Origin of the sequence: Arthrobacter ulcerisalmonis, assembly GCF_900609065.1 — a bacterium.
Lineage (GTDB): Bacteria > Actinomycetota > Actinomycetes > Actinomycetales > Micrococcaceae > Arthrobacter > Arthrobacter ulcerisalmonis.
Genome location: NZ_UXAU01000019.1, coordinates 130,374 through 151,555, shown reverse-complemented (window position 1 = coordinate 151,555; position 21,182 = coordinate 130,374). Strand labels below are relative to the sequence as shown.

Annotated in this window: 18 protein-coding genes; 9 read left to right on the top strand and 9 right to left on the bottom strand. The window is 62.8% G+C overall.

The window, feature by feature from the left end:
- Positions 1 to 42 precede the first annotated feature (42 nt).
- Together PSET11_RS06335 and PSET11_RS06330 are read right to left on the bottom strand one after the other, a co-directional pair.
- The gene (locus tag PSET11_RS06335; RefSeq protein ID WP_124091257.1) at positions 43 to 975 is read right to left on the bottom strand and encodes a pullulanase X25 domain-containing protein; all 933 of its coding nucleotides are present in this window, start codon (positions 973 to 975) and stop codon (positions 43 to 45) included.
- A gap of 314 nt (positions 976 to 1,289) precedes the next feature.
- Positions 1,290 to 2,300 carry an adenosine deaminase gene (locus PSET11_RS06330; protein WP_124091312.1) on the bottom strand — a complete coding sequence of 337 codons (1,011 nt, stop codon included), beginning with the start codon at positions 2,298 to 2,300 and terminating at the stop codon, positions 1,290 to 1,292.
- A gap of 360 nt (positions 2,301 to 2,660) precedes the next feature.
- Between PSET11_RS06330 and PSET11_RS06325 the strand changes: the two genes are divergently transcribed.
- On the top strand, positions 2,661 to 3,356 hold the full coding sequence (locus tag PSET11_RS06325) for a LysM peptidoglycan-binding domain-containing protein (protein WP_124091256.1): 696 nt from the start codon (positions 2,661 to 2,663) through the stop codon (positions 3,354 to 3,356).
- A gap of 155 nt (positions 3,357 to 3,511) precedes the next feature.
- Here PSET11_RS06325 and PSET11_RS06320 read toward each other — a convergent pair whose 3' ends face one another.
- Entirely contained in the window at positions 3,512 to 4,099 is a 588-nt protein-coding gene (locus tag PSET11_RS06320) for a hypothetical protein (protein ID WP_124091255.1), read from the bottom strand.
- A gap of 155 nt (positions 4,100 to 4,254) precedes the next feature.
- Here PSET11_RS06320 and PSET11_RS06315 point away from each other — a divergent pair, with 155 nt between their 5' ends.
- The 5 genes from PSET11_RS06315 (at position 4,255) to PSET11_RS06295 (ending at position 9,690) form a co-directional block, all read left to right on the top strand.
- Entirely contained in the window at positions 4,255 to 5,178 is a 924-nt protein-coding gene (locus PSET11_RS06315) for an MSMEG_6728 family protein (protein WP_124091254.1), read from the top strand.
- A 3-nt stretch (positions 5,179 to 5,181) separates the two neighbouring features.
- Positions 5,182 to 6,042, top strand: coding sequence for an NAD-dependent epimerase/dehydratase family protein (locus PSET11_RS06310; protein ID WP_124091253.1), 861 nt, complete (start codon positions 5,182 to 5,184; stop codon positions 6,040 to 6,042).
- 298 nt (positions 6,043 to 6,340) lie between these two features.
- Positions 6,341 to 8,020, top strand: a complete 1,680-nt coding sequence (locus tag PSET11_RS06305; protein ID WP_238989056.1) for an HNH endonuclease signature motif containing protein — start codon at positions 6,341 to 6,343, stop codon at positions 8,018 to 8,020.
- A gap of 91 nt (positions 8,021 to 8,111) precedes the next feature.
- Positions 8,112 to 8,891, top strand: coding sequence for an isocitrate lyase/PEP mutase family protein (locus tag PSET11_RS06300; protein WP_124091251.1), 780 nt, complete (start codon positions 8,112 to 8,114; stop codon positions 8,889 to 8,891).
- A 94-nt stretch (positions 8,892 to 8,985) separates the two neighbouring features.
- Positions 8,986 to 9,690 carry a YqjF family protein gene (locus PSET11_RS06295; protein ID WP_124091250.1) on the top strand — a complete coding sequence of 235 codons (705 nt, stop codon included), beginning with the start codon at positions 8,986 to 8,988 and terminating at the stop codon, positions 9,688 to 9,690.
- A gap of 82 nt (positions 9,691 to 9,772) precedes the next feature.
- Here PSET11_RS06295 and PSET11_RS06290 read toward each other — a convergent pair whose 3' ends face one another.
- Positions 9,773 to 12,268 carry a Tex family protein gene (locus PSET11_RS06290; RefSeq protein WP_124091249.1) on the bottom strand — a complete coding sequence of 832 codons (2,496 nt, stop codon included), beginning with the start codon at positions 12,266 to 12,268 and terminating at the stop codon, positions 9,773 to 9,775.
- 121 nt (positions 12,269 to 12,389) lie between these two features.
- Here PSET11_RS06290 and PSET11_RS06285 point away from each other — a divergent pair, with 121 nt between their 5' ends.
- Positions 12,390 to 12,707: a hypothetical protein gene (locus tag PSET11_RS06285; RefSeq protein ID WP_124091311.1), complete on the top strand. Its 318-nt coding sequence runs from the start codon at positions 12,390 to 12,392 to the stop codon at positions 12,705 to 12,707.
- A 210-nt stretch (positions 12,708 to 12,917) separates the two neighbouring features.
- Here PSET11_RS06285 and PSET11_RS06280 read toward each other — a convergent pair whose 3' ends face one another.
- The 4 genes from PSET11_RS06280 to PSET11_RS06270 form a co-directional block, all read right to left on the bottom strand.
- The gene (locus tag PSET11_RS06280) at positions 12,918 to 13,988 is read right to left on the bottom strand and encodes an alkene reductase (protein ID WP_124091248.1); all 1,071 of its coding nucleotides are present in this window, start codon (positions 13,986 to 13,988) and stop codon (positions 12,918 to 12,920) included.
- 117 nt (positions 13,989 to 14,105) lie between these two features.
- Complete coding sequence (locus PSET11_RS16865) at positions 14,106 to 15,053, bottom strand: hypothetical protein (RefSeq protein WP_238989055.1); 948 nt, start codon at positions 15,051 to 15,053, stop codon at positions 14,106 to 14,108.
- Positions 15,050 to 15,712: a DUF6318 family protein gene (locus PSET11_RS17160; protein ID WP_377947408.1), complete on the bottom strand. Its 663-nt coding sequence runs from the start codon at positions 15,710 to 15,712 to the stop codon at positions 15,050 to 15,052. The genes PSET11_RS16865 and PSET11_RS17160 overlap by 4 nt, the downstream gene beginning before the upstream one ends.
- Positions 15,713 to 16,027: 315 nt before the next feature.
- Positions 16,028 to 17,758, bottom strand: a complete 1,731-nt coding sequence (locus tag PSET11_RS06270; protein WP_124091247.1) for a purine-cytosine permease family protein — start codon at positions 17,756 to 17,758, stop codon at positions 16,028 to 16,030.
- 509 nt (positions 17,759 to 18,267) lie between these two features.
- Between PSET11_RS06270 and PSET11_RS06265 the strand changes: the two genes are divergently transcribed.
- Entirely contained in the window at positions 18,268 to 18,678 is a 411-nt protein-coding gene (locus tag PSET11_RS06265) for an Hpt domain-containing protein (RefSeq protein WP_124091246.1), read from the top strand.
- Here PSET11_RS06265 and PSET11_RS06260 read toward each other — a convergent pair.
- Entirely contained in the window at positions 18,651 to 19,418 is a 768-nt protein-coding gene (locus PSET11_RS06260; protein ID WP_124091245.1) for a response regulator transcription factor, read from the bottom strand. The two genes, PSET11_RS06265 and PSET11_RS06260, sit on opposite strands and share 28 nt — an antisense overlap.
- Positions 19,419 to 19,511: 93 nt before the next feature.
- Here PSET11_RS06260 and PSET11_RS06255 point away from each other — a divergent pair, with 93 nt between their 5' ends.
- On the top strand, positions 19,512 to 21,176 hold the full coding sequence (locus tag PSET11_RS06255; protein ID WP_124091244.1) for an ATP-binding protein: 1,665 nt from the start codon (positions 19,512 to 19,514) through the stop codon (positions 21,174 to 21,176).
- The last annotated feature ends 6 nt before the right edge of the window (positions 21,177 to 21,182 follow it).

The window sequence follows — 21,182 nt, the reverse complement described above, 5'->3', positions numbered from 1 at the left end:
GTCAAAACTGTAAGCGGCGCTACGTAGCTGAAGGAGCGAAGATCAGCTGACGGTGATGTCGCGGGTGCTGTGGTTGTAGCGGAACGTCACAGTGCCACCAGCGTGATGCAGTTCGTGGTTGGCGCCGTCAAAGATGCCATAAGCGCCGTAGTTCTCATCCCACGACCGGTTCAGCGCCACCTTGTAGGTGTAAAACCCGGCGGGCAGCTCGGCGGTCTTGGACCACTGCTGGCTCAGGAAATCGAACTCCATCTGCGCTTCGTCGTACTGCGGCGCCCAGTTCTCCGGCGCACCGAAAACGATGTTGAAGTCGCCAGCCAAGGCAACGGCTTCGGGCTGGGGGTGCGTCTCAACGTCCGGGCCTTCGAGGGGCTCGGGAGCCGGGGCGACTGCCGTTGCTGATGTAACGGCATCGACGGCCGGGGCTTCCTCGACTGCTGCCTTGCGGGCCCGGGGAGCCTTGGCGGCTGGAGCGGCAGCGTCCTTCTTGGCCGCTGTCTTCTTCGCAGGAGCCTTCTTGGCGGGCGCGGCGGTTTCTACAGCAGCGGCAGCCTTGACGGCGGCTGCGGTCTCGACGGCGGCAGTAGTCTGACGCACGAAACCGGCCGGCGCGGCAGGAACCTCCGTCGAGGCAGGAACCGGAGTACCGGCGTCGACAGCTGCACCAAAGGCAGCGTCGTCAGCGAAGGCGACCGTGGCGCGCATGCCGTCGTCGGTGATGGTCCACCCGGAGCGGCCCTTGACCAGCCAACCGGCCTTGACCAGCTTGGCCGTGGCCGATGTGAGGGTCTTGTGCCCGCGGGGAATGCCACCGCTCAGCAGTTCACTTTCGTGCTCGTTGAAGGGGACGCGAGCCGTAGCTTCGGCCAAGACTTCGCCAGCGTTCAGCGAATCCCCAGACCATACGCCTTCGGTCAGCACTGTCAGGACGGTTTTAAGTCGAAGATTGATGTTCTCTGCGGTGGACTTGGCCATGATTCCCCTTGTATAAAAGCGATCGGTCTTTGGCATCTTGCCAACAGCCCGTTACGTGTTGCGACTCGAATTGGTTAACTCTGCGTGTCGTGACCGAGTTTTAAGTGACATCCAGCCCCAAAATGAGGCGGCGCTATCGGGTGAGGACCGTACGGACTTCCCAAGGAGCGCCGGCATGGTGCCGCCTCGCACTCCCAGACACGCCTGCGCACCAGTTTACCGGGAGGACGTCCGTCTCCAGAGTTGCCTGTCACATCAGCCCCAGCGCTGTACTTCTTTCCCGCCAAGCACGAATTATGACCGTTGGTGGCTCGCTACTGGTGCTGGATTTCGCGGCCGTTGAGTTCGGCAAGCAGCTCGGCTTTGCGTTCTTCTGACGCGAACGACGAGTGGATGGAATTCGCTGCCAGGCGCGCAGCATCAAATTCGGAAAGCCCGACGGCGGCCCTCAGGTGGGCGAAATTATCGTCGACGTAGCCGCCGAAGTATGCCGGGTCATCCGAGTGGACGGAAACGTTCAGTCCAGCCGCAAGCATGGCTGGCAGCGGGTGATCCGCGAGGGTGTCCACAGCGCGGAGCCGGACATTGGAGAGCGGGCAGACCGTCAGCGGGATCCGTTCGTCAACGAGGCGTTCCACCAGGTCGGGATCGTCCATGCAGCGGATGCCGTGATCAATCCGCTCGACGCCCAAAATATCCAGCGCCTCAATGATGTAGGCAGCGGGGCCTTCCTCGCCGGCGTGGGCGGTCAATCGCAGTCCGGCGTCGCGGGCTTTGGCAAAGAGTCGTTCAAACTTCGCGGGCGGGTTTCCCACCTCTGCCGAATCGAGGCCGATGGCACCAAGGGGAGCGTTCATCGCCATCAGGTTGTCGAAGACCTCCAGCGCAGACTCTTCGGAAAGATCCCGGAGGAAAGCCGCGATAAGCATGGTGGATACCCCGAAGTCCTCCATTGACGTGGCCAAGACAGACGCCACACCGTTGACGCACGTTTCCAGGGCCACCCCCCGGGACAGATGCGCCTGCGGATCAAACATGATTTCTGCGTGTCGCACGCCAGCGGCCGCCGCACGTTCCAGATACGCGCGGGTCATGTCGGCAAAGTCTTCCTCGGTTTGCAGCACCGCCATGTTGGCGTAGTACAGGTCGAGGAAGGACTGGAGGTCAGTGAACTGGTACAGCGCGCGCAGCTCGTCCAGGTCCGTATACGGCAGGTCCATGCCGTTCCGGGCAGCCAAGGCGAAAATCAGTTCGGGCTGGAGGGTTCCCTCAATATGCAGGTGCAATTCGGCAATCGGCAGGAGCTCGAAGAGGACCCCGGCCATCCCGTCCGAATCAAGCGGAAGGTCCTCACCGTGGTCGGGTGCGGTTTCATCATGTTCGGGGATGCCTGCGGCAAGTGATTCCATCTTGACAGGATATTGCACTGGCCTGCGCCGTGGCGCCCTGATCTGGAGCTCACCAGCAGCCCCCCAGTGCCCGCGTCGATTTGATAAGCCCCAGGTGATGTCTTAGCGTGAAATGAGTGCCCGCACGGCGGACACACAACATGCCCGGCGCTGCCAACACCCGAACTGCCCAGCGGCAGCAGCCAACAATTGACCTCTATTCGTCAAGGGCGGGCAGTGGCGCGAAAATCTCCGGGGACGGAGTCAGCGCTGGTGGCCTTCAGGAGCATCATCACCATGACCAACACCACTTTCCGTACTTCTGCGCGCCGCGGGCTCACCGTTGCCGCCATCTCCATTGCCGGCCTGGCACTGTCCACCACTGCGGCCAACGCTGCCGTACCTGAATCCACCTGGGATTCCTTGGCGCAATGCGAAAGCGGCGGCAACTGGGCAACCAACACCGGCAACGGCTACACCGGCGGATTGCAATTCAGCTCAAGCACCTGGGCAGCATATGGCGGCTCGGGTAACGCTGCCGATGCCAGCAGGGAGCAGCAAATCGCCGTGGCCGAGCGCGTCCAGGCCGCCCAGGGCTGGAATGCTTGGCCGTCCTGCTCCGCCCAGCTGGGAATCAGCGGCAGTGCGCCGGCTCAGGCGGCACCCGCCCAGGCTGTTCCCGCACAACCTGCCCCCGTGCAGGAGCAGGCCGCGCCAGCCCAGGTCCAGCCTCAGGCAGCTCCGGTCGAAAACCTCCCGCAGCAGCTGGCGCCCGCAGAGGTACCGTCGGCCGCGGCAGAGGCTCCCACGCATGCGGCTCCCGTTGCACTCAGTGGCGAAACGTACACCCTCGTTCCGGGCGACACCCTGAGCTTGGTGGCCGACAAGCTCGGCATCCAGGGCGGCTGGCAGCAGCTGGCTGATGCGAACGCAGACGTGATCAACGATCCGAACATGGTGTTCGCGGGCCAGGTCCTGCAGCTGCCCGCATAGTTGCACCCCGCGCAGCAATCAGCAGCGCACCAGCCTGAATAGGCTCCCTCAGCAGGTCGGCGATAGACAAATTCCGTTGACCACGAACGACGCCGGCGCACCCCCACCAGGGGCGCGCCGGCGTCGTACGTTAAAGCGACAGTAAATGAGCGCGGCTAGGCGACCGGAAGCTCGCGGACGATCCGCACCTTCCAGGCGGTGTCGTCGGTGGTGTCCAGGAGGGCCACGGTGCCGTGGGCTAGGTGCAACCCCACGCGTTTGGCGGCAAGGAGATCGAGGTAGAGCTGTTCATTCATGCGGGCGGGCGTGTCAATCATGTACTTCACGGCCTCGCGCACCTTGCGATAATTGGCGCTCCGCTCACGGTGCTGATCCAAGCCGAGTGCAGCCTGGCGCCGAAGCCGGGGCTCGTGGCGGTTCAACAGCGTGACGGCAGCGTGCACAGCCACCACCAGCGCGAGCGAAACGGCATAGATCCACCAACCGCTGGAGAGCAGGAAGAGCGGGAGGTTGGCGATGGCCACCACGGCGATGACCACGCGGAGCGCAGCGATTCGGCGAACCATCCGCGCAACCGCCGCCATCCCCGCCAGGAAACCGTGTTGCTCGCTGCGTGCCGCGGCGGGATCAAGGGTGAACTCATCCAGGACCAGGATTCCGTTCGCCTCGGGCGGCAGCATCTGGCCATAGCGCGGCTGGATGGTCGGCTGTGACGCGACGGGGACAACGAGCGATAGAGTCATGGTGAGGCTTCCGGGGAGGTCGTTGGTTTCGGGTATCTTAGTGGTTTTAGGGTGCCCCGGTATTCATGCGTCCACATGCCGGACGCGACTGACCCGCTGGTGTGTCGCCCGGCACTGCAATTGGCACATCCGCCCGCTGCCGTCAGACTGAATAGATGCAAACCTTCCTCCCGTACCCCGATTTTCAACAGAGCGCTGCCGCGCTGGACACCGCCCGGCTTGGAAAACAGCGGGTGGAAGCGCTCCAGATCCTCCGCGCCCTGGTAGTTCCGGGGTACGGCTGGCAGACTCACCCGGCGGTCCGCATGTGGATGGGGCACGTCCCCGCTCTCACCCTCTACGGCCTGGCCATGGTGGACGAGTGGACCAAGCGCGGGCACCCGGACAACACTCGCGCCAGCATCATGGAGTTCGCCCCGCAGGCCGCGCACCCTGATTACACGGCAAAAATCGCCATGCCGCACTGGCTCGGCGACGAGGCTTTGCACCTCAGCCACCGCTCCAAACTGGTGCGCAAGGATCCGAAGTTCTACGAAAACGTGTTCCCGGACGCGCACCCCGAGATGGACTACCTCTGGCCGGAGCCGCGGCACGAGTTCCTGCCGCAGGAACCGGAAGGCGAAATTCTCTGGATCCTCCGTGACCCGCACGACGACGTCGATCCGAAGACACTGACCACCGTGGCCCTGCCGCTGGTCCGGGGAAGCGCTGCTGCCGCGGCCGCCGCTGCTGCTGTCGCAGGCGATGACTATGCGCCGGTGTTTGTGGAGGACGGGTCGCGCCGTCCGTCCATGCAGCCGCGCAAGGCTACCCCCAAACTCAAGCCTAAGAAGCCCACCCGCAAACGCGCCGAGCAGGAACAGGCCTTTTCGACGCTGCCCGGGAAGACGGCGGTGGCAGTTGCCTTCGAGAACGGCGAAAAGTTCGCGGTGGGCCATGTTGAGGGCCGTCCCATCACACTGCCTGATGGTCGCTACGGTCGGAACTTTGTGGTCACCGAGATCATCGAGCGGTCCGCGTTCGCCAACCCTGCCATCCTGCAGGATCCCCGGGTCTTCTTCCCCGTTGAGGCTCCGTAGGCTGTGACCGTTCTGCTGGCCGGTTGCGGCGATCTTGGTACCGAAGCTGGGCTGCGCTTTGCCGCACTGGGCCACCGCGTGGTGGGTTGGCGCCGGACTCCGGGCAAACTGCCAGCCAGTATTGAAGGCGTAGCGGCTGACCTGGCCAGTTCCGACCTGCCACCTGTGCCTGCCCGGACTACCGCCGTCGTGATTGCTGTGGCTGCCGACGCGCCCACGGAGGCGGCCTACCGCGCCGCGTACGTGGGTGGGGTGACGCACGTCCTGGATGCGTTGGAGCGCGACGGCGTCCGGCCGGGTCGGGTAATTTTCGTCTCCTCCACAGCGGTGTACGGTGACGCCGACGGTGGTTGGGTGGACGAAGCCACGCCGCCCGAGCCCGGCGGATTTTCCGGGACGATCCTCCTGGAGGCCGAGGACATCCTGCGAACCCGCCTTGCCGGGACCGAGTCCAAGGCCATTTCACTGCGGCTGGGCGGTATATACGGGCCGGGACGAAACCGTTTGATTGAACAGGTCAGGACTGGTGCGGCCGTTGTGCCTGCCGATGTCCGGTACACGAACCGCATCCACCGAGATGACGCCGCGGCCGCGATCGTCCACCTGGCGTCCTTGGCCGACTCCCCTGCGCCGGTTTACGTGGGCGTGGATGATGACCCTGCCGACCTTGGTGCCGTTCTGCGGTTCCTGGCTGCCGAGCTGGACTTGCCGGAACCTGCAGTGGGCGACGCCGGCACCGCACGTGGGGGTAATAAGCGCTGCAGCAATCGTCTCCTCCGTGCCAGCGGGCTTGCGCTCGAGTTTCCGTCATTCCGTGAAGGGTACAGAGCCGTTCTGTCCGGAACTGGCGTCCGGCACCCGTAATCGTTCCGCTGCCAACTCCGGGCGCAACCATGCCCTGTGCTGGCCCCGAAATGCCAGCTGGCTACTCGCGGCCGACGTTGTCCACATAGCAACTTTCCCAGCGGAATCGTGGGGCCATCTTTGGGAAAATTGAGCCATGGAAGTCCCGGGCGAATGGCCAGCAGAGACAGGCGGTACCGCTGAGTCTCTCCCTGGTGCGCCCCGTAGCGAGGATTCCCGCCCCCTCCACCATGACGCCCGCAGTATGGACTCCGGCCTCACGGAGACTGTGGGCTTTAGGCCCGGGGCCAGGGGTTCCGTGGGCCCTGATTCCGGTGCTGTCACTACAGATCGTGGTACTCCAAACCTGCTCCAAACGCTGGCTGCGGTTGGCGACCGGCTTGCGGCTGCGGCGCTAGAAGACTTTGGGTCCTCTGATTTTGTTGCATCGGCGGAAGCCGCTGCGCTCATCGAAGGCTTCTCCCGGACTGTTGAGTACCTCCAACTCCTTGCGGCCGCCACTGTGGACCGGACGCGTACCTCTGCCATAGCTGATGCCAGGGACCGACCAGCCAAGTCAGGCAAGACAACCTGGCTCAATGGCGCGAATGGCCAGGTTGTCGAGGCCGTGAACGAACCGGATGCCGGATGTCACGATGGCCCGGGCAATCCATCGGACTTACGGCAAAACCCTGCCGATGACGGCACCCGCAATACTGCAGAGTTCCTTCGACTCAAGCTTCGCATTCCCATTCGGGAAGCCCGCCGCCGGCTCACCCTCGCGGAACAGATCTTGCCTGGAACGACCATGACCGGGCGATCGCTGCCGGCACCGCTAGGTCACCTCGCGGCTGTCAGCACCCCGGCCCTACTTCCCGACTCGGGAGATGGCCCTGTGGACGACTCGGCTGGGCTAGCTGTATCGCCGTTGGTGTCCTCGTACGCCGCGACCGTTATTTCATCCACAGTGGACCGGCTCCGGCACAGTACCAGCGCAGAGAACCTCTGCACCATGGAGCAGCAGTTGTCAGCCATCGCCACAACGTCCGATCCGGATATCCTGGTCCGCGTTGCCCAGCGCTGGGCCGAGACCATCGACGCAGACGGCGCCGAACCCACGGAAGAAGCCCTGCGCCACACCCAGGGCGCCTTCATCCGAAAGCCTCGCAATGGGCTCCACCATCTTGAGATTTTCGCCACCTCCGATCAATACGAGCACTTCCTTACCGTGATGAACGTTGCCACCAATCCGCGAAGCACAACGCCGAGCGTGGACGCCGACGCTGATCCGACTGCAGGCTCACAGGGGAAGACCGAGGTCAACCCCGAGGTACAGGACGGCGTGAATCTGGAACGGCGCACCCGTCCCCAACAACAGTTGGATGGGATCATCAGCGGCCTCAAAGCGGGTCTGGCCACCAGTCTGCTGCCCACCACAGGCGGGAACCGACCGCAAATCATCGCCACCATCGACCACCGCGATCTTTTTGACACCCACGCGCACGCGCACGCCCACGGCAGCAGCGCATGGGCTGGGGCTGGCGCCAAGGCCGGCGCCGGGGCGGGGGCTGGCGCGTTGGTGTTCACCGGCCCCGTTGCAGCGGCCACCCTGCGAAAGATCGCCTGCGATGCGGACATCATCCCCGTGGTCCTGGGCAGCAAGGGCGAGATCATCGATATCGGCCGTAAGGCTCGATTGTTCACCCAAGCCCAGCGGCTCGCACTTACTGCCCGCGATAAAGGATGCGCGTTCCCCGACTGCACCATTCCGGCGCCGTGGTGCGAAGCTCACCACATCACGTACTGGTCGCAGGGCGGATCCACGGCAACCACAAACGGGGTTTTGCTTTGCTCCTATCATCACCACATCATCCACAAAGAACTTTGGAAGATCGCTGTCTCGGACGGCATCCCCACCTTTATCCCACCCCGACACATCGATCCCGCCCAGCGTCCACGGCAAAACCGCTACTTCAAGCCACCATCTCCCCCGCTCTGACTTCGTGGTGCCCGCTTTCTGACAACCGGCCACCTGAGATCGAATGGCCGCACTTCAACTGGAGTCCAGACGGATCTATTAGGCTTCCCCCATGACTGCTTCAACCGCCGCAAAGGCCTCAGAACTCCTTCGACTCCACCAGTCGGCTGAAATCCTCCAGGTGATCAACGTCTGGGATGTCATCAGCGCCAAAGTCATTGCGGATGTCCCTGGCACCTTGGCGTTGGCAACTGCCAGCCACTCTATTGCTGCATCCTTGGGATACGAGGACGGCGAGAAAATCCCTGTTGACGAAATGATCTCGGCCGTCGGGCGGATCGCTGCATCCACCCGGTTGCCTGTTTCTGCGGACCTCGAATCCGGCTACGGCAACCCCGGCGAGACCGCGCGGAAGGCCATCGGAGTCGGCATCGTCGGCGCCAATATCGAGGACCAAATGCGACCGCTGGCCGACGCAGTTCGGCAAATGAAGGCCGTTGTCGACGCGGGTGAGGCTGAGGGCATCGGCTTCGTGCTCAACGCCCGCACTGATGCCTTCCTCAAGGCCGCCGATCGTGAACCGGCTGACGTCTTGGCCGACGCCATCGCCCGTGGCAAGGCGTACCTGGAGGCGGGTGCCGTCAACGTCTTTGTCCCCGGCCTCCTCGACGAATCAACGGTGGCAGCGCTCGTTGAAGGCATTGGCTGGAACAAGATCTCCGTGATCAACGTGCCCGGGTCCCTGGCTCCTGCCAAGCTGCAAGAACTGGGAGTTTCCCGGATCTCGTACGGCCCGTGGACTCAGCGGGTCGCCTTGACCGCGCTGGCGGACGCCGCGGCGGACCTGCTTGCCAATGGACAGTTGCCGGCTGGCACCCGGCCCTTGAACTAGTCCGGCACAAACACGTTCCGGACCACGCGTGAGTATGAATCCAAATCCTGAGCCTGGGTGGCCTGTCCCTCCTCCGTTGCCCCGTCCCGTCATCATGGACCAAAGGTGGGAAGAGGCTGTCTTCCTGCACTGGCGCATAACTGAGGCGGAGGCTGCACGGCATATGCCGGTTGGGGTGCAGCCGGACATGTTCGATGGGAGCGCATGGCTAGGCCTGATCGGCTTCAGAATGCGAAATGCGGGAATCGGCCGCGGTCCCGGGATTCCCTATTTCGGAAGCTTCAACGAAGTGAATGTGCGGCTCTACTCCCGCGAGCCGGACGGCACCCGGGGCGTTGTCTTCCTCAGCCTCGACGCCGACCGGCTGGCCGTGGTTGTGGCTGCCAGATCAGCGGGGGTGCCCTATGTCTGGTCAAGGATCGGGTTCAGGGGCGGTGACGATAAAACCGGAACAACGGGCTACACCGTGCGACGGTTCGGCGCAGGCAGCGCGTCCAGCTCGTTCGACGTCATCCCGCGCCGGGAGGAGCTTGCCGACGACCCGCTATCCATTCACCTCACCGCTCGATTCGGTATGCATAGCACCTTCTTGGGGCGGCCCATCTACGTTCCGAACACCCATGCTCCCTGGCCCTTGTATCACGCCACCGCCGGTTCACTCAGTGACGGTTTAGTCTCCGCGGCCGGCCTCACCGTGACTGGACCACCCGAATCGGTGCTTTACTCCCCCGGCGTGCGGACCCAGTTCGGGCGGCCGCGGCGGATCACCCTTCAGCCCGGCAAGGAGCCGCAGGCCTAAGCTCGAAGGTCCCGTTGTCTTCCGCCATGGGTGGATTTAGTTGCCCAGTCCGGCTTTGCGAAAGGCCTATACCGGGTCGGTGTTACTTGGCCAGTCCAGCTTCGCGAAGGGCTTCCGCCATGGCAGTATTCGCGGGGCTGGCCGGGGGAGGTTTTGAACCAGCCCGGGGTTGGCCGGTCGGATTTCCGACAGGAGCGTTCCCAGCATTCTGGGCACCCTCCTTGGCCAAGCTACGCTGACGGTCGCCACGGTTCTGGCCACCTCGCCCACGATCGGCGCCCGCCGGGACAGCGCGACTTTTGTCGGAGGGGGCCGAACCAGCAGCGCGGCCCTGCCGCTGACCGCCGGCAGTAGGTTCGTCGTCGAGCCTCAGGGTGAGCGATATCCGCTTGCGGTCCGGATCCGCCTCCAAAACTTTGACCCGGACCACCTGTCCGGATTTGACCACCTCGCGTGGATCGGCGACGAACCTGTTGGCAAGGGCGGACACGTGCACCAATCCATCCTGATGCACGCCAACGTCCACGAACGCACCGAAAGCGGCCACATTGGTCACGGTTCCTTCAAGAATCATTCCGGGCTTGAGGTCCGAGATCTTCTCAACACCTTCGGAAAAGGTTGCCGCCGCGAAGGCAGGACGAGGGTCACGGCCGGGCTTGTCGATTTCGGCCAGAATGTCTTGGACCGTGGGGAGGCCAAAAGTCTCATCTACATACGAGCTCGGATCCAAGGCAGAGGCGGGGCCAGTTCCCGCTGCGGCCACCATGCGACGGGCAACCGAGTACGCTTCCGGGTGCACGCTGGAGGCATCCAAGGGTTCCTTGCCGCCAACGATCCGCAGGAATCCGGCGCATTGCTCAAACGCTTTAGCGCCAAGCCGGGGCACTTTCTTCAGGTCGGAACGCTTGGCGAAGGGGCCGAACTCATTTCGATAGGCCACGATGTTCTCACTCAGCAGCGGACCAACTCCGGCGACTCTGCTCAGCAGAGCTGGTGACGCGGTATTGACGTCCACCCCCACCGCGTTGACGCAGTCCTCCACTACGGCATCCAGGCTGCGGTCCAACTTCGAAGCCGTGACATCGTGCTGGTATTGGCCCACGCCAATTGATTTGGGGTCGATTTTGACTAGTTCCGCCAACGGGTCCTGCAGGCGGCGGGCAATGGAGACAGCGCCGCGCAGCGAGACGTCCATGCCGGGTAATTCCGCTGCGGCCAGCGCCGATGCTGAGTAAACCGATGCCCCAGCCTCCGATACCACCAATTTTTGCGTCTTTCGTTCCACAGACGGCAACTGCTTGATCAGCTCGGCTGCTAGTTTGTCGGTTTCGCGCGAGGCGGTTCCGTTGCCGATGGCGATGAGTTCGACGGCGTGCTCGCGGGCAAGCTTGGTCAAGGCCGTGATCGCCGCATCCCACTTCCGCGCGGGTGCATGCGGATACACGGTGTCGGTGGCAACAACCTTGCCTGTCCCGTCCACCACTGCCACCTTGACGCCGGTGCGGAGGCCCGGGTCCAGGCCCAGGGTTGCACGGTTTCCGGCAGGCGCAGCCAGCAGCACGTCGCGGAGATTGGCAGCAAATACCCTCACCGCTTCGTCCTCGGCGGCAGCAAACATGCGGCTTCGAAGGTCAGCTGTCAGCCGCGCAAGGACTCTTGACTTCCACGCGATTTGGGCGGTCTGGAGGAGCCAGGCATCGGCTGGCCGGCCCCGATCGGCGACCCCGAGGAACCTGGCCACCGCTGACTCGTAGCGTGCGCGCGCGGCGGCGAGGCCGTCGTCGTCCGTGGGATCCGCTTCGGCGAGATCCAGATCGAGGACGCCATCCTTTTCGCCACGCAACAACGCGAGAACCCGGTGCGAAGGCATACCAGACGGCGCCTGGGCAAACTCGAAGTAGTCGGCAAACTTCTGGCCGTCAGCTTCCTTACCCTTACGCACGCGCGACACCATCCGCCCCTGCGTCCACAACCGCTCCCGCAGCGTCGCCGCCAGGTCCGGGTCTTGAGCAACCCGCTCCACCAGGATTGCCCTAGCACCCGCCAAGGCGGCCGCGGCGTCATCAATGGCGTGCTCAGCGCTCAGGAACCGCGTGGCCTCACGCTCTGGATTCAGGTCAGGACGGGCCAGGAGCCGGTCCGCCAGTGGTTCCAGCCCCGCTTCGCGCGCAATTTGCGCCTTGGTGCGCCGTTTGGACTTGAAGGGTAGGTAAATGTCTTCGAGCCGGGACTTGGTGTCCGCCGCCGCAATTGCGTGGGTCAACTCGGGAGTCAGCTGGCCTTGGGCCTCGACCGCGTCAAGAATCGTCCGACGGCGGTCTGCCAGCTCCCGCAGGTAGCGGAGCCTTTCGTCGAGCTCCCGGAGCTGGGTGTCGTCCAGGGTGCCGGTCGCTTCCTTGCGGTACCGGGCGACGAACGGCACCGTTGCGCCGCCGTCGAGGAGTGCTACCGCGGCAGCAACCTGCCAGGTCTTCACGTTCAGCTCGGCGGCGATCTGGCCATGGATAGCGGCATCCGGCGAGGTCGCGTTGGGCTGGGAGGCAGTTGACGGGCGCGGCTGTTGATTCACCCTGAACATCTTGCCTTACCTCGTCCGCGCACTCCACCGCACCTGGCCGGCGCGACGCCGCCGGCACTGCGGGGTATTCCGCTCCCGGCCGCGAAGTGCTGTAGTGGGGAGATGCCGTCACCGGCAGTCACTGCTCGAGGAAGAGGCCACCATGCGCGAACTGCTCATCGTCTTCAAGGATGGGTTCGAGGAGGCCAACGTCACCGTGATGGTGAACGGGAAAGAAGTGCATCGGGATTTGGGCGTTTCCACCAACCCGATTCTGGGTATTGCGGCAGAGGTATCCATCGAGCTGCCGGCCAAGGGCGCCCAGGTCGGCGTGGAAGTCACCAACCGCGGGCTGAAGGCAATCACCAAGGTCAGTGGGCGGCCCAAAAGTGTCCTCGTTTCCATTGACGGTGACCGCTTGGTCATGTCGGAGGGCACCGGTCGCGAGGCGGTTATGTAGTAGTCCAGCATCATTTATAAAATCGCTGGATTAACCTGCTCCTGGGTAGTAGCCTTACATCACCGCCACTACTGAGGGGTCCTGGCGGTTCTTCGAAACAGGGGTTTCAAGGTCGTCGGATGGCCTTAGAACCGGTTGCCGGCGCCAGCACACCGGGAGCGCACGACGGCGGCACCCAGCCTGGGTGCCGCCGTCGCCGTGCGGAGGGTTCTAGGCCGAGTAGGCCGGGTAATCTGTGTAGCCTTCGGCGCCATCCGTGTAGAACGTTGCCGGGTTGGGCTCATTCAGGGGCAGGCCTTCCCGCCACCGCCTGGCCAAATCGGGATTTGCAATGGCCGGCCTGCCCACCACCACGGCGTCCGCGTAGCCGTCCGCGATCAAACGGACCGCCTCCTCCTGTGACGTGACCTCGCCGAAACCGGAGTTCACCAGGAATGTTCCCTTGAATCGGCTCCGCAGGCCCTGCACCAACTCTCCTGCCGGATCTTGGTGGAGGACGCTCAGGTACGCAAGATTGAGCGGAGCGATGCTATTGAGGAGGACTTCGTAGGTTGCCCGCACATCGGCTGGATCACTTTCAAGCGTGCCTTGAGCACTGTTGGCAGGCGAGATACGGATACCAACCCGGTTGGCACCCACGGCAGCTACTACGGCGTTGACCGTCTCAATGACGAACCGCGCCCTGTTCTCTGGAGACCCGCCGTAGCTGTCCGTGCGGACGTTGGAGTTGGGAGCAAGGAACTCGTGCAGCAAGTATCCGTTGGCCGAGTGCAGTTCTACGCCGTCGAAGCCAGCTTCGATGGCATTCAGTGCGGCGGCGACGAATTCCTGAATCACGACCTGGAGTTCGTCAGTGGTCAGCGCATGCGGTACTGGATACGGCAGCGGCCCTGCGGGCGTGCGGACATCACCGTCGATGGCCACGGCACTTGGCGCTACCAATTCCAGGCCACCTGTGATTGACTCGTGCGAGACCCGACCACCATGCATAATCTGGGCGAACATCCGGCCGCCTTCCGCGTGGACCGCGTCCGTCACGACTTTCCACCCGGCAATCTGCTCGTCAGTGACGAGGCCAGGCTGACCTGGATATGACCGACCCGCCGCAGCAGGCCAAATGCCTTCGCTCACGATCAGCCCCAGTGAAGCGCGCTGCCGGTAGTACTCTGCGACGAGGGCGCCAGGAACGCCCTCCTTGCCCGAGCGAACACGGGTCAGCGGCGCCATGACGAGACGGTTGGAAAGTTCCATTTCGCCAAGGGTGAGTGGGGAAAACAGCATGCGCAGTTCCTTTCGAAGACCAGGGGAGGTTCTGCTTGTGGCAACGAACAAACGCGTGACGGTATTCCGGGAATGGCAGGAATCACAGCGACTCCCCGGCTGCTTCCGGGACTGCGGTCAGCGTTGAGGCGCCGCCCCCGGGCAGCCCTGGCCTTGCGGATTCGCCAGACAATCGTCGGCATAGTTCCTGGTCAACGACCGCCACACACTGATCGTCTGCGGCGGAGCACTAAATCTCCCCTGGCCAGGAATCGGCAGCGGAGGGCCCGAATTCACCGAGTACGTCCCCGAGAATGACGTCGTCATCACCACCTGGAAATCCCCCGTCGCACCAAACACATGACTCGTCCTAGTCTCTTCACCCCACCGTGCCTGAGGAAGCGGGCCACCCATTGAAGCCTGCGGCCCAAACACCGAGCCATCACCATAATTCCACGTGTACAAAACCGGCGTCGCGACCACATGCACCTGCTGCCCGAACATCACTACGTCAAACTCCTGCACCCCCGCCTCCGCGTAGAAATTCGTCGCAGCACCACGCAAAGTGTTCGGACTCGGCTGAGCCACAACAGCACCGGCGCTTACGGGCAAGCTCTCAAACTCCCGCTGGATTCCCGCCGCAATCAAGGGCAGCACATCCGCTGGCTTCGCATCATAGAGGCATGTAGGACCCGAGAAATTTGACCACACAGCACCCGGAACACCCCGCGGACGCGACAACCACACCACCGGAATACCCACCACACCACCCGGCCGATCCTCACACTTCAATTGATATCCCAGACACCGGGTATCAAAATCACCACCACCGAGGTGACACTGCAACTCGTACTTATACTCATTCGGATCCGCAGAAGCGATGGCACCACTGGTCTCCGCCGACACGAACTGGCCAGTGTCCGGATTGAGTACCCACCCGACAACCTCGGCTCCTGCCGCGCCCCAGTGACCCTTGGGCGGAGAACTACCTGCTCCGCTGTCTCCCGATGCTCGAACCAGGCTGAGAACAAGCATCAATAGAAGGACTACGCCACCAGAAAAGAGCAGTCGCTTGAGATTTTTCATCCCACGATCGGATCGACTGAGTCGACGAACCACGCTCCGTCTTGAAAGCGCGCCAGTACAAGGTTCCCGGAATCTGGGGCCTTTGGCTCCGAAGTATCCAAGGATCCATCGGCGTTGTAGTAGCTGATCCCCTCCTGTGAAACTTGGGCCGCGACTTGGTATTGGCCGTTCACTAGCCTGAAGTTCGTGCTAACTGCAGGCGTTGATATTTTCCCTCCCACCAGCCAGCGACCAGATTCATGCCACCCAGTCTGCACTTGCTTGGCTTGCTCACACATAGTGCACCCCGCGCTCGTCACGGCCGCCAATTGAGTAGTCTCTCCTGTCTCGTACCCGTAGCTCAAGAGCTCGAACCAATACCTAGTGAACGCCTCTAGCCCCTCTTTGGTCTCGGTCTTCGCAACGTCGGGCAGCACCGGAACAGGGACGTTCTGGGCCGGGCCGGATGCGTCCGCAGGTTTGTAGGCGGCGGAAATCGTCGGCGTAGCGCTGGAACTGGTGGTGGTGATGGGAGAAGACGTTGCAGAAGCGGTCGGCGACGGACTGGCACCGGGATCGGCGCCAGATTCACATCCCGCAAACAGAAAAGCTGCAGAGACGACCAAGGCTAGCGTTGCAGCGCGCTCGTGCCGAGAGCGGAACCTACTACGTGAACTCATGGAAGCCAGTACCCCGAATCGTGAAAGGTCTCATCCCCCCGGACGGTGCACTAAGGGTAACGCACATCACATTGAGCCGCAGAAGTTATCCACAGGTTACGTGATCGCCCGCGGCTTCATTCACGCTCAGCTCGCATTGAGCCGGACAGATCGGGGCGCCCGCCATTCGCATCCGTACAAAATCTGCGCGAATTGGCTGCCGCTGAGAATAGCCTCACCTGGCAACGGGAGGCGGGCGGCCTGCTGGCCGCCCGCCTCCCGAGCTAACTTGAGCCCGTCATCGATTACCACGGGCAATACGCGGCGAGCGCCCCACTATTTCTGCGCCGGGAGCACCAACTTCCCCGTCTTGTCCGTCGAGAGTGCCAGCGAGGAGATGTACTGCGGGCTGCCATCGGGCGCGTCTTGGGCGGACCGGACCATGTCCGGCCGTTCAAACTCGATACCGGTGACGTGGCACAGCAGCTTGGCGTCGCTGGGATTCCCGTCGGCGTCGAACATGGGCAGGTCGATCCCGTCGTCGGTGCGGCGCAGGTAGTAGCGCCCGCGGGTGGCCACAGCCAACACGGGCGGCAGCACCAAGGCAAGACCTACGGCGAAGATCGGCGAGTACGGCTGGATCGCTGACCCAAACGCCCCAAAGAAGACCGCAATCGACACGGCAGCCGAGACTAGCATCGAGACGAACCCCACCGGGTTAACCGCGTACAGCATGCCGCGGCGGAACTCCGGTACCTTCGGCGAGATCTTCAGCAGATACTTGTTGATGGCGATATCGGACGCCACGGTGACTACCCAGGCCATGGCGCAGTTGGCGTAAAAGCCAAGAATGGTATTGAGGAAGTCGAACATGTTGGCTTCCATCAGCACCAGCGCGATCAGCAGGTTGACCATCACGAACACCATGCGGCCGGGGTACGTCTTGGTCACCCGAGTAAAGCTGTTGGTCCACGCCAGCGAGCCGGAGTAGGCGTTGGTCACGTTGATCTTGATCTGCGAAATGACCACCAGGATCACGGCTAACGTCATGGCCAGCCAGGCAGGCATCATCTCTTGGTAGACGCCAAGGAATTGGTGCACCGGTTCGTTGGCAGTGGCGGACGCTGCGGGATCCAGCGATGCGATCAGGTAGACGGCGATGAACATACCCACGATCTGCTTGATCGCCCCGAAAATCACCCAGCCCGGACCGGCCAGGATCACCGCACGCCACCAGGCGCCCTTGTTCTCGGCAGTCTTAGGTGGCATGAAGCGGAGATAGTCGATCTGCTCGGCAATCTGCGCCATCAGCGAGAGACATACGCCCGCCGCCAGCATCACCGACGCAAGGTTCGGTCCGCCGTCGCCCGATTCACCGGTGTAGGCGAAAAACGTGTCAATGCTGCTGGGATGTGAAATGACCAGATAACCCACAGGAATCACCATCAACAGCAGCCACAACGGGGTGGTCCACACCTGCAGCTTCGCCAACACGTTCATCCCATAAATCACCAGCGGAATCACAATAATGGTCGACGCCGCATAGCCAAGCCACTGCGGAATCCCAAGGCCCAGTTCGAGGCCCTGCGCCATGATGGACCCCTCCAGAGCGAAGAAGATGAAGGTGAACGTCGCAAAGATAACGTTGGTGACTACCGAACCGTAGTAGCCAAAGCCGGAGCCGCGGGTGATCAGGTCCAGGTCGATGTTGTACCGCGCCGCGTAGTAGGCCAACGGGAATCCCGTAGCGAAAATGACCAGCGCAGCCAACACGATCCCGATGATTGCATTGGTGGTGCCGTACGCAATCCCAATGTTGGCGCCGATCGAGAAGTCGGCCAAGTACGCGATCCCGCCCAGGGCACTGGTAGCCACCACCCCCGCACCCCATTTGCGGTACGACCGTGGAGCGAATCGCAGCGTATAGTCCTCCAGGCTTTCCTTGGTGGCGTTCAAAGCTGCCGAGTTGCCAGCGTCTCCGGCGGAGGGCGGTAAGGGTACGACGCCGGCTGGTCCAGGCGCGGAGGCCGGTTCCAGTAGTTGCGTGTTGGGACTGTCGTTGGTCATGGTGAGCGTCGCTTTCGTCTCCGAATGGGTCTGCTGCGACGCTATCGACCGCTGGCGACGAGTCGGTCACGGTCCTGTTTCCACCGCGTAAAAGAATCCGAGGGACGGCACCCACATTCACGGCCCAAAAGCCGCAGACCTGGCCATCTTGAGCCAATCTTGGGTCCACCCGAACACGGTTCTTGAGTCATCCCGGCGAGACTGAGATGTGGCCCTGATGAGGGTCGCTCTCAAAAGTCCGGAGCAGTGTGATGAGCCACCGGCACCGTCAGCGAATGGCAGCCATCGGGCGCCCTGGACCGTCATCCCGCCCTCGGCAGCTGCCACGTCGAAGCACCGCGAGCCCCTCATCCACCAACCTGAAAAAACCCGCAGTCTTCTCCGGAAAACCACAATCTTGGGCCAAAACGACCGATCCGCCGCGGCGACGCACCTAACCTGAAGAGGAACGAATGCCACGGACAATCACCTTGTTCCCCCCACCGAAACTGATCCCCGGAAGGACCGCAGTGAGCACCCCAGACGACACGCCGCGGCCCTTGGTCGACCAGTCGGTGTTGGATCGCTTGCGGGAAGAACTTGCGGAGGACGGCGGCTACACGCGGGTCTTTGTCGGCAACTTCATCGGCTACCTGCCGCACCGGATGAATCGGCTCCGCCTGGCCCTGACCACCGGCGATCTGGAGGGCGCCGTCGACGCAATCCTCAGCCTGAAAACGTCCAGTCAGATGGTCGGTGCTGAGCGGCTGGCCGAGATGTCACTCGACCTGGAATGCGAAATCCGCAATGGGGTCCGGAAGGCAGACGTCGCCGTCGTCCTCCCGCAACTCGCTGCCACGTACCTGCGCGCCATCGACCATTGCGGCCAGCAGACGGTTCACCGGCTGGAAGCTCAGTGGCCGCCTGGCGCCAAACGGTAGCCCACGCCGCGAACGGTCTGCAGCCACCGCGGGCTCTGCGGTGAGTCACCGAGCTTCTTGCGGAGGTTGCCCATGTGGACCTCGACGGACCGCTCGTCAGACTCGCTGATGTAACTTCCGACGTCGTAATCCTCGTCGCGTAGTCGGCGCACCAGATCGGATTTGGTCCGGACAGTCCTGCCCGCCTCGAGCAGCGCGTGCAACAGTTCAAATTCAGTACGGGTGAGGTTCATTTCCTCACCGTCCACGGTGACGGTCCTGGACGAGTAGCTGAGGTCCAGTCCATTGTGGCTGAAGTTGCCGCGTTCGTGCTTACCGTTGCCGTTGGCCGATGCGGCTGGCGCTGCGGTCTCCGTAGCTTCTGCTGCCGTTCGAGGTCTCCGCATCATGGCGGCAACGCGGGCGCGCAGTTCCCGGGGTCGGAACGGTTTGGTGAGGTAGTCATCCGCGCCGGACTCGAGTCCGATCAAGGTATCGAGTTCTTCAGTCCGGGCCGTGAGCATCACAATGTAGGCGTTGGAGAACTCGCGGATCTGGCGGGACACTTCGAAACCGTCAATATCCGGTAGACCGAGGTCCAAGGTGATGACATCGGGGCTCAGTGTCTTGGCGATGAGCACACCCTCGGCTCCGGTGCTTGCTACCGTCACGTCGAAACCGGCTTGGGTCAGCACGGTGCGGACCAGTTCCCGGATGTCGTGATCATCCTCGATGACGAGGCCAACTCGTGCGTCACTCATATTGTCCCCTCCACAGCCACGTCTGAAGTATAGCTGGCTGCGGATATCCTGCTGGTATGGTCTCCCACTTCGCGCCCCGCATGTCTGCTTCCCATGACTGAGCCCAAATCGCGGCCACTGGGGCACTTCGGGCATTTTCGGCTCTTCCGACGCTCGTTTCACGAGTTACGCCTGACCGATCGCGTGGCCATGAGTCAGCTGCCGTTGTTCATCACCACGCTCTTGGTGGTCTTCCTAGTGTGGGCTTATTTTCCCGGGACTATCGAGAACGTCCTTTTCCAGGTCTTCGTGCTCTCTCAAGTGGCGCTGATGGCGCTGTGCTATTTGATGCCGTGGGACAGGCTGCCGTACACGAGTTTCTTGATCATCCCGCTGTTGGATTTCATCTCGATCTCGATGGGGCGGGAAGGCAGCCAGGACAGCCTCACAGGCATCAGCCTGTTGGCTATCTTCCCTGTAATCTGGCTCTGCGCGTCTAGCTTCTACCCCAAAACCGCCGTCGTATTGTCCTTCCTGGCACCTTTGGCCATCATTTGGGTGCCGCTATTTGTTCGGGACGCCGTCTCGGCCCAAAGCCTCACCCGCGCACTCCTCATGCCGGTCATCTCCCTGGGTATCGGAGTCTCCGTCAATGTCCTGACCAGCAGCGCCATGCGTCAGCAGCGGGAACTCGAAGAGAAGGACGCACAACTCGAAGCCAGCCTCAAGAGCAGCCAACGCCAGGAAGCACTCCTCAACACCGTCCTGGACACCGTGCACCTGGGCGTTCTCGCCGTTGACGCGGATGGCCACGACATCCTGATGAACCGCAAGCAACGCGCCAACCATCTCCTGGCCGCGCCCAAGAACAATCCGGATCCCAACGAGTCCCAGCTGCTGGTTTTCGGCCCTGACCGCATGACCCCGGTGCCTGTGGAAGACCGGCCGGTCCGCCGCGCGGTCATGGGTGAAACGTTCACCGACCACTTAGTCTGGCTCGGCGAAGGGAACGAACAGCGTGCCATGGTCACCACGGCCCGCGCCATGAAGGATGCAGGAGGCAATTTCAACGGCTCGGTGGTTGCCTTCAGCGACGTGACCGAACTGGTCAACGCACTGACCGCCAAGGATGAGTTTGTCTCCAGTGTTTCGCACGAATTCCGGACACCCCTGACGTCCATCCTGGGTTACGTGGAACTGCTTCAGTTCGACGACCCGAAGGACTCGCAGCTGGAAATGTTGGAGATCATCCAGCGGAACTCCGAGCGGCTGCTGACCTTGGTCTCAGACCTGCTGGCAAGCCGGCACGGCCAGTTGATCGTCACTCCCAACGCCGTGGATGTTGCGGACCTGGTCCGCGCCAGCGTCTCCTCAGCCCTCCCTAAGGCAACCGTCGCAGGCATCAGCCTGACGGCTGATGTTCCGACGCAACTTGAGGCCCATGTCGATGGCGCGAGAATCTCCCAGGTGTTGGACAACTTGGTCTCCAACGCCATCAAGTATTCGCCCGACGGCGGCGAGGTCCAGGTGACGCTGTCCCGTTCCAACGGTCACCTGGCCTGCCGCGTGACTGACACCGGCATGGGGATGTCCCCTGAAGACGCCAGCGAGGTCTTCGCTAAGTTTTTCCGGGCCAGCACAGCCCGCCGCTCGGCCATCCCGGGGGTCGGCCTGGGCCTACCGATCAGTAAGGCGATCGTTGAGGCCCACGGCGGCACCATCGAGGTGGACAGCGTCCTGGGTGAGGGCACCGTGTTCACGTTCCGGGTGCCGGTGTAACCCTCA

Excerpts from the sequence above, each read along its gene's own strand:
- PSET11_RS06335 (WP_124091257.1), bottom strand. The coding sequence starts at position 975 with ATGGCCAAGTCCACCGCAGAGAACATCAATCTTCGACTTAAAACCGTC.
- PSET11_RS06280 (WP_124091248.1), bottom strand. The coding sequence starts at position 13,988 with ATGCTGTTTTCCCCACTCACCCTTGGCGAAATGGAACTTTCCAACCGT.
- PSET11_RS06295 (WP_124091250.1), top strand. The coding sequence starts at position 8,986 with ATGGACCAAAGGTGGGAAGAGGCTGTCTTCCTGCACTGGCGCATAACT.
- PSET11_RS06255 (WP_124091244.1), top strand. The coding sequence starts at position 19,512 with ATGACTGAGCCCAAATCGCGGCCACTGGGGCACTTCGGGCATTTTCGG.
- PSET11_RS17160 (WP_377947408.1), bottom strand. The coding sequence starts at position 15,712 with ATGAGTTCACGTAGTAGGTTCCGCTCTCGGCACGAGCGCGCTGCAACG.
- PSET11_RS06320 (WP_124091255.1), bottom strand. The coding sequence starts at position 4,099 with ATGACTCTATCGCTCGTTGTCCCCGTCGCGTCACAGCCGACCATCCAG.
- PSET11_RS06290 (WP_124091249.1), bottom strand. The coding sequence starts at position 12,268 with ATGTTCAGGGTGAATCAACAGCCGCGCCCGTCAACTGCCTCCCAGCCC.
- PSET11_RS06315 (WP_124091254.1), top strand. The coding sequence starts at position 4,255 with ATGCAAACCTTCCTCCCGTACCCCGATTTTCAACAGAGCGCTGCCGCG.
- PSET11_RS06270 (WP_124091247.1), bottom strand. The coding sequence starts at position 17,758 with ATGACCAACGACAGTCCCAACACGCAACTACTGGAACCGGCCTCCGCG.
- PSET11_RS16865 (WP_238989055.1), bottom strand. The coding sequence starts at position 15,053 with ATGAAAAATCTCAAGCGACTGCTCTTTTCTGGTGGCGTAGTCCTTCTA.
- PSET11_RS06300 (WP_124091251.1), top strand. The coding sequence starts at position 8,112 with ATGACTGCTTCAACCGCCGCAAAGGCCTCAGAACTCCTTCGACTCCAC.
- PSET11_RS06330 (WP_124091312.1), bottom strand. The coding sequence starts at position 2,300 with ATGGCCGGGGTCCTCTTCGAGCTCCTGCCGATTGCCGAATTGCACCTG.
- PSET11_RS06260 (WP_124091245.1), bottom strand. The coding sequence starts at position 19,418 with ATGAGTGACGCACGAGTTGGCCTCGTCATCGAGGATGATCACGACATC.
- PSET11_RS06325 (WP_124091256.1), top strand. The coding sequence starts at position 2,661 with ATGACCAACACCACTTTCCGTACTTCTGCGCGCCGCGGGCTCACCGTT.